The following is a 7,659-nucleotide window of genomic DNA, read 5'->3' on the forward strand; positions in this document are numbered from 1 at the left end:
CTATGGTAGGCTGCGCCCGTCAGCGGGGGAGTTACCGGATGACCAAGACACTTGAGGTGATCGATCCGCGCGCCGCGCCGCCCGTCTGGGCAGCCCTGCGGAACGAGGCTGAGCACACGGCCAGGACCGAGCCCGCGCTGGCCTCGCTGGTCAACGCCGTCATTCTGAGCAGCGACAACCTTGGCGACGCCCTGTCCTACCAGCTGGCCCACAAGCTGGGTGACCAGGAGCTACGGGCGATGAGTCTGCGCGAGCTGGCGATCCAGGCCTACCGCGCTTCGCCGGAACTCGTAGTGACCGCCGAGTCGGACCTCAAGGCGGTGTACGAGCGTGACCCGGCCTGCAAGGGCTACGTCCAACCCTTTCTCTTCTTCAAGGGCTTCCAGGCCCTCCAGACCCAGCGCATCGCCCACTGGCTATGGGGCCAGGGCCGCGAGACCATGGCCTTCTACCTCCAGAGCCGGATGAGCGAGATCTTCCAGGTCGACATCCACCCAGCCACGAGGATCGGGTCCGGGGTCTTCATTGACCACGGCACGGGGATCGTCATCGGCGAGACGGCGGTGATCGGGGACGACGTCTCCCTGCTGCAGGGAGTCACCCTGGGCGGCACGGGCGCCGAACGCGGCGACCGGCACCCCAAGATCGGCCGCGGCGTCTTGCTGGGCGCCGGCGCCAAGGTGCTGGGGAACATCCAGATCGGCGACTATGCGAAGATCGCCTCCGGCTCCGTCGTCCTGAAGCCGGTGCCGGCGCACTGCACCGCCGCCGGCGTGCCGGCGAGACTCGTGAACTGCCCGACCGGGGAGGAGCCAGCGCGCAGCATGGACCACACCCTTGCGGATGTGGTCTACGACTACGTCATCTGATCCGCGGATCAGCCGCCGGGATCGCCGATCCCGGGACGCCAGCACATCGACGGAGCAGACCCTTGGACGAACGCACCCTCCGCAAGATCGAAGGTCACCTTCGCGGCACCTTCGCCAACGCGCGGATCAATGTCGTGCCGCGTCCGCGGCAGAAGGACTCCGCCGAGGTCTATGTCGGTGAGGAGTTCATCGGCGTCGTCTTTGAGGATGAGGACGAGGCCGGCTCCTTCATGTTCGAGATGGCCATCCTCTCCGAAGACCTGCCCTGATCCCGGGCCGGGGTCCCCCTCAGAGGACCCCGAGCATCTCGGCCACCAGCGGGTGGCGCACGATGTCCCTGTCGGCGAGGCGCACCACGGCGATGTTGCCGACCGCCTCCAGCCGCTCGGCGACCGGCGCCAGGCCGGACAGTTCCGGCAAGAGGTCCGACTGGGCGGGGTCGCCCGTCACCACCATGGTGGAATGCCACCCGAGGCGGGTCAGCAGCATCTTGAGCTGGACGTAAGTGCAGTTCTGCGCCTCGTCGATGACGACGAAGGCGTTGTTGAGGGTCCGTCCCCGCATGAAGCCGACGGGAGCGATCTCGATGATCCCCTCAGCCATCATGGCCCGCACCCGCTTCATGGACAGACGGTCGGAGAGGGCGTCGTAGAGAGGGCGAAGGTAGGGGGCGAGCTTGTCCTCCATCTCGCCCGGCAGGAAGCCAATGGACTCCCCGGCCTCCACGGCGGGGCGGGAGAGCACGATCCGGCCGACCTTGCCGGCTTCTAGGGCTTCAACGGCCTTGGCGATGGCCAGGTAGGTCTTTCCCGTCCCGGCCGGGCCGAGGGCGAGGACCAGGTTGTGGGTGTCCACGGCCTCCATCATCGCCTTCTGCCCCTCGGACATGGGCCGCACCGTCTTGACGAAGGCCTGGTCGCGTTCGTCGTCGACCCGGCGCGGCAAGGGAGACCAGGCTCGCTCGACCGGCAGCCGGCGAATCCTGGGATCTCCCTCGAACTCGGAAAGATCCAGGGCGCCTTCGCGCAGCTGACGCTTCAGGGCTCGCTTGGTCATGAGGGCCTCCGACTGGGCATGAAAAAGGGGCGCATCCGGTATGGATCGCCCCCAGGGAAACGAAATTGGCAAAGGACGGCGCGGCGTCGGAAGGCGCCCGGCGGGCCACACTTCCCGTTCCTGACCGGCGGTTGAGGCCGCCCTGTAGACGTCGACGCCATGAACTCTCCCGGCTGCGGGACAGGTGCTCTTCGGAAGGACTTCGCAGCCCCGAATCGCCCCTCTAGAATGCTAGCAGCACGGTTGCGGAAGCGTGAACGCGTCGTTCACCAAAAGGTCACGGGAGACGCCATGTCAGTCTATCAACTGGGCGATGCGACGCCGGAGCTGCCTGAGGATGACGAGTACTGGATTGCGCCCAACGCTGCGGTGATCGGGCGCGTGATCCTGAAGCGCAACGCCTCGGTCTGGTGGGGGGCGACCCTTCGGGGCGACAACGACCCCATCGTCATCGGGGAGAACTCCAACGTCCAGGACGGATCGGTCCTGCACACCGACACCGGATCGCCCCTGACCCTGGGGGCGAACGTGACCGTCGGGCACATGGTCATGCTTCACGGCTGCACCATCGGCGATAACACCCTGGTGGGGATCGGCTCCATCATCCTGAATGGCGCCCGGATCGGGAGAAACTGCCTGATCGGCGCCAACTGCCTGATCACCGAGGGCAAGGAAATCCCCGACAACTCCCTGGTCATGGGCGCGCCGGGCAAGGTGGTCCGGGAACTCTCGGACGCCCAGGCCCAGTCTGTCGCCCTCGGCGCCCGACACTATGTCGAGAACTGGAAGCGCTACCGCGCCAGCCTCCGCCACAAGGGTTGACCGGAGGGCTTGCAGCCCGCTTTCTGGACCGAGAAACACCAGGGAGCAGGGCCATGGCCTACGAACACATCCGCGTCGACCGCGAGGGTCACGTCACCATCATCACGCTGAACCGCCCGGACGTGATGAACGCCCTGCATTCGCCCGCTCACTTCGAGATGCATGAGGTCCTTGACGCCTTCGCGGCGGACCCGGACCAGTGGGTCGGGATCATCACGGGGGCGGGCGACCGCGCCTTCTCGGCCGGTAACGACCTCAAGCACCAGGCGACGGGCGGAGAGATGCGTAGCCCGCCGACAGGCTTCGCCGGCCTGACCTCCCGCTTCGACCTGAACAAGCCCCTCATCGCCGCCGTGAACGGCGTGGCCATGGGCGGCGGCTTCGAGATCGCCCTTGCTTGCGACATCATCGTCGCCTCGGAGGCGGCGGTCTTTGCCCTTCCCGAGCCCAGGGTCGGCCTCGCCGCCCTGGCCGGCGGCCTTCACCGGCTGCCCCGGGCGATCGGCGTCAAGCGCGCCATGGGCATGATCCTGACCGGCCGACGGGTCTCGGCCGCAGAAGGCGAGGCCCTGGGTTTCGTCAACGAAGTGGCCCCCGCCGGCGAACTGATGGCCGCCGCCCGCCGCTGGGCAGCGCAGATCGCCGAACTGTCGCCCATGTCGATCCGCGCGTCAAAGGAGGCGGTCTTCAAGGGGCTGGACGAACCCACCCTCGAGGCGGCGATCCGGGGCCAGAACCGCTATCCTGCGGTCTCGGCCCTCTTTACCTCGGAGGATTTTGTGGAGGGGCCTATGGCCTTCTCCCAGAAGCGGGCGCCGAACTGGAAGGGGCGCTGACGCGGGGCTCTTGCCGGGGGCGGGCAAGATCGTCAGAAGGGCGCAACTGACGCCCCTTCGCTGAGAGGTCCGCCCATGGACGCCTACGACTATATCATCATCGGAGCTGGCTCCGCCGGCTGTGTCATGGCCGCCCGTCTGACCGAGGACCCCTCGGTTCGTGTTCTGCTGCTGGAGGCCGGCGGCAAGGATAACTCTCTGATGGTCCGCATGCCGGCCGGCGTGGGCGGCCTGATCGGTGACAAGGGTGACTACAACTGGGGCTTCTGGACCGAGCCTGAGCCCCACCTGGACGGCCGCCGGCTCTGGTGGCCGCGCGGCAAGGGCTGGGGCGGGTCGTCCTCCATCAATGGCATGATCTACATTCGAGGGCACGCCCGGGACTACGACCAGTGGCGCCAGATGGGTCTTGAGGGCTGGGCCTACCGGGACGTCCTTCCCTACTTCAAGAAGTCAGAGGCCTTCGAGGGCGGCGCCGACGAATGGCATGGCGCAGACGGTCCCCTGAAGGTGTCCAAGGCCTCAGACCCTAACCCGATCTACGCTGCGGCCATCCAGGCCGGTGCGCAGGCCGGCCATCCCCTGACCCGGGATTTCAACGGCCGCCAGCAGGAGGGCTGGGGCCCCTATCAGATGACTGTTCATGACGGCGAGCGGTGGAGCGCCTCCCGCGGCTACCTCCATCCCGCCCTGTCCCGCCCGAACCTCACCTGCGTGACCGGCGCGCGGACGACCCGGATCCTGGTCGAGGACGGCGTGGCGACCGGCGTCGAGTATGCCGACGAGAAGACCCGGGTCCGCACCCAGGCGAAGGCGATACGGGAGGTCCTGCTCTGCGCCGGCGCCGTGCAGTCGCCCCAAATCCTCCAGCTGTCCGGGATCGGCGATCCCGCCGCCCTGACCGCCGCCGGGATCGAGACGGTCCACGCCCTGCCCGGCGTCGGCCAGAACCTGCAGGATCACCTGGACGTCACCCTGTCGTGGGCCTGTCCCCAGCCGATCACCATCTATTCCCAGCGCAAGGGCCTGAAGACCCTGCTGGTCGGGATCAACTACCTGCTCTTCAAGAAAGGCATAGGCCGCCGGCAGTTTCTGGAGTCCGGCGCCTTCCTGAAGTCGCGTCCGGACCTCGACCGTCCGGACCTTCAGGTGCACTGCGTGCTCGCGGTCATGCAGAACCACGGCAAGACGGTCGTGAACCGCGACGGCTTTACCTTCCACGTCTGCCAGCTGCGGCCCGAGAGCCGGGGCCGGGTGGGTCTGCGTTCGGCGGAACCCTTCGATGATCCCGCCATCTTCGCCAACTATCTCTCGGCGGAGGAGGACCGACGGGCCCTCAGGGAGGGCGTCCGCATGATGCGCGAGGTGGCCCGGCAGCCGGCCCTCGACCCTTACCGCTCCGAGGAGCTCTTCCCGGGCGAGAACGTCGAGAGCGACGAGGCCATCGACGCATGGATCCGCTCGGCGGCTGAGACCATCTATCATCCGGTCGGCACCTGCCGAATGGGCGCCGACGGCGACCCGATGGCTGTGGTCGACGCCCAGCTGCGTGTGCGCGGCCTCAAGGGCCTGAGGGTCATCGACGCCTCGGTCATGCCGACCCTGGTGGGGGGCAACACCAACGCCCCGACCATCATGATCGCCGAGAAGGCCGCGGACATGATCCGCGGCCTTCCGGCCCCGGCGCCGGATGACGCCGAGATCGCGGCCTGATCAGGGAGTGGCCCGAGCCTCCACCGGCTCCGGCCTCACCTCCAGCCTCCAGAGTCGATCCGGGCTCAGCCACCGGCGCGCGGCGGCGTGGATGTCCTCGGGAGAGAGCCGCTCCAGGGTGGGGACCGAGCTGCGATAGGCGTCCAGCTGGCGGGGATCGGCCTGCATGCCGGACAGGGTGCCCAGCCAGTACCCATTGGTCTCTCGCGCCTGTTGGATCCCTTCCAGGACCGGCTTGCGCGCCCGGGTCATCTCGTCGGCGGTCGGCGGCGCGGACGCAAGGTCTGCGGCGATGCGCTGGATATCCCGGGTCACGGCTTCGATCTTGTCGGGCGGGATTTCGACGACAGTGGAAATGTAGCCATATCCGGGCAGGAGCCAGCTCTGGGTGGAGTCCGCGCTGGGAGAGTAGGTGGCGCCCTGCTTTTCCCGTAGTTCGTCGGTGAGCCTCAGGTTCAGGATCTCGGCCAGGAGCCGGTTGGCCCGGGCGCCCTTCGGATCGGCAAGGAAATCCGTCGTCGGCCAGGCGGTGTAGAGCACCGCCTGGTCGGCGCGTCCCTTGTGAGTCCGCACGACCGCGAGTCCGCCCCCCTGCGGGAGATTGACCTTGACCTGCTCTGCCGGCGGCGGCGTCGGGGCCGGGCGGGCGGGGAGGGCGCCGAAGGTCCGGTCTACCGCATCGACGGCCTTGTCCACCGTGATGTCGCCGACGATCACCACCTCGACCGGCCCTGAGGTCAGGGAGGGCGAAAGGGCGGCCTTGAGGTCCTCGAGCCGGGTCGCCGCCAGCTCTTCCCGTCCGGGGAAGGCCCAGCGACGGTCTCCCCCGCGGAGCAGGGCCCCGAGGTCCCGGCCGAGCACGCCCGCCGGCGTCGAGGCCAGCTGGTCATGGACCGTCGCCGAGAGGGCGGAATAACGACCGAACGCCTCGGGCCTCCAGCCCGGGTCGGTCAGGTAGGCGGCCAGGACCTGGAGCTGGAGGTCAAGGTCCTCGCCCCGCGTCCCGCCTGAGAGCACATAGCTGTCCTCGAGTATGCCGAGGCCCGTAGAGTAGATGTGGCCGGACAGGGTCCGCTCCATATCCTTGACCGAGAGCTTGCCGAGGCCACCCTCGATCATGGCGCCCCTGGCCCATTCCGGGTTCGGACGCTTTGGGTCCAGGGCCAGCCGACCGTCGCCGAAGTTGACCCGAACCAGGATCTGGTCGGTCTTGAACTTGGTTGGCTTCACGGTCAGCCGCACACCATTGTTGAAGCGCAGGAACACGGCGTCGATGTCTGCGATGTCCCGGCGCTCGGCCACCCCGGAGGGGGCGCCGAAGGTCTCATAGGGCCAGGCCTCCAGCGCCTGGGTCTCGGTGGCCCCGACCTTGGTCTTCAGCGCCTCCCGGGCGGCTGCGGCGACCACCGCCTCACCGCCCTCGATCGCCTTGGGGCTGGTCATGAAGACAAGGGGACCCGATCCGCTGAAAAGCGTCGCCGCAGTCCTGTTGAGCCCGGCGGCGCTGAGGGTCTTGGCTTCGCGTTCGAACCAGTCGAAGTCCTGCTCGGGGCTGGTCACCACGATGCGCGTCGTAATCGATCCGACGATGGCCCCAGCCAGGGCCGCAGGGGTCCGGGTTCCCGACCCGGTGCGGGCCGCTGTCAGGGCCGATCGTGTGTCGGTGATCACCCTCTGGAGCTCGTCCTCCCGGACCCCGAACCTCTCGATCCGGCGCTGTTCCTCAAGGATGGCGGCCAGGGCCTTCCTCCAGTCGCCGCCGCTGGCGAGGGCGTAGATCCCGGCGGTCTTCTGGATCCGGTAGGGCTCACCGAGCGAGGCGCCGGCCGCCAGGAAGGGCGGCTGTCCGCTCCGCGCCAGGTCGGACAGGCGCCGGTTGAGGATGGCCACCACCAGCGCACGCTCGAGATTGGTTCGCCGACGGGCGAGGGTATCGGGCGCCATTTCGGGATCGTCGATCCAGGTCGCCACGAGGGCGTTGGGCAGTCCGGGGTCTACGAAAACCTTCGCCTCCGGGCTCCGGCGCGCCAGCTTCCCGAGGGGCGGGGCGATTCCAGCGGGACCGACCGCCTTCCAGTCGGAAAAGGTCTCCCGGATACGGGCCTCGACCTGCTGGGGGTCAAAGTCGCCTACCGCGACAACGACCGCCCGTTCTGGACGGTACCAGGCCTGGTAGAAGGTGCGCAGGCGGGCGGCGTCGAGGCTCTTCAGGACCTCGACCTCGCCGATCGGGAATCGCCGTGGCGGCAGCTGTTCCCCGAACTGGAAGGCCGAGCCCGCCCGCGCCGCCCTCAGGGCGGGCCCGTCGCCGGATCGCTCTTCGGACAGGATCACGCCACGCTCCCGCTCCACCGCCGCTGGGG

7 protein-coding genes (1 of these 7 cut by a window edge) are annotated in these 7,659 nt (G+C 68.3%); 5 read left to right on the forward strand and 2 right to left on the reverse strand.

Features of this window, described 5'->3' with window-relative positions; genetic code table 11:
* The first annotated feature begins 38 nt into the window (after positions 1-38).
* Both cysE and IM632_RS10140 read left to right on the forward strand, forming a co-directional pair.
* Complete coding sequence (cysE, locus tag IM632_RS10135; RefSeq protein ID WP_296481760.1) at positions 39-869, forward strand: serine O-acetyltransferase; 831 nt, start codon at positions 39-41, stop codon at positions 867-869.
* A gap of 62 nt (positions 870-931) precedes the next feature.
* A complete protein-coding gene (locus tag IM632_RS10140) occupies positions 932-1,138 on the forward strand; it encodes a DUF3126 family protein (protein ID WP_293515377.1) in 207 nt (68 codons plus the stop codon).
* A gap of 19 nt (positions 1,139-1,157) precedes the next feature.
* Here IM632_RS10140 and IM632_RS10145 read toward each other — a convergent pair whose 3' ends face one another.
* Complete coding sequence (locus IM632_RS10145) at positions 1,158-1,925, reverse strand: PhoH family protein (protein WP_296481756.1); 768 nt, start codon at positions 1,923-1,925, stop codon at positions 1,158-1,160.
* Positions 1,926-2,216: 291 nt separating this feature from the next.
* On the opposite strand from IM632_RS10145, the gene IM632_RS10150 reads away from it, so the two are divergent.
* The 3 genes from IM632_RS10150 (at position 2,217) to IM632_RS10160 (ending at position 5,296) form a co-directional block, all read left to right on the forward strand.
* Entirely contained in the window at positions 2,217-2,747 is a 531-nt protein-coding gene (locus tag IM632_RS10150; protein WP_293515381.1) for a gamma carbonic anhydrase family protein, read from the forward strand.
* 53 nt (positions 2,748-2,800) lie between these two features.
* On the forward strand, positions 2,801-3,583 hold the full coding sequence (locus IM632_RS10155; RefSeq protein WP_296481752.1) for an enoyl-CoA hydratase-related protein: 783 nt from the start codon (positions 2,801-2,803) through the stop codon (positions 3,581-3,583).
* A 75-nt stretch (positions 3,584-3,658) separates the two neighbouring features.
* Entirely contained in the window at positions 3,659-5,296 is a 1,638-nt protein-coding gene (locus IM632_RS10160; RefSeq protein WP_296481751.1) for a choline dehydrogenase, read from the forward strand.
* Here the strand turns inward: IM632_RS10160 and IM632_RS10165 are convergent, their stop codons facing one another.
* Positions 5,297-7,659, reverse strand: partial view of a pitrilysin family protein gene (locus IM632_RS10165; RefSeq protein WP_296504233.1) — the 3' portion only. Its footprint extends 523 nt past the window's final position; only the last 2,363 of its 2,886 coding nucleotides appear in the window; its start codon lies beyond the right edge, outside the window; it ends in the stop codon at positions 5,297-5,299.

It is taken from the genome of Phenylobacterium sp., from assembly GCF_020402505.1.
GTDB lineage: Bacteria > Pseudomonadota > Alphaproteobacteria > Caulobacterales > Caulobacteraceae > Phenylobacterium.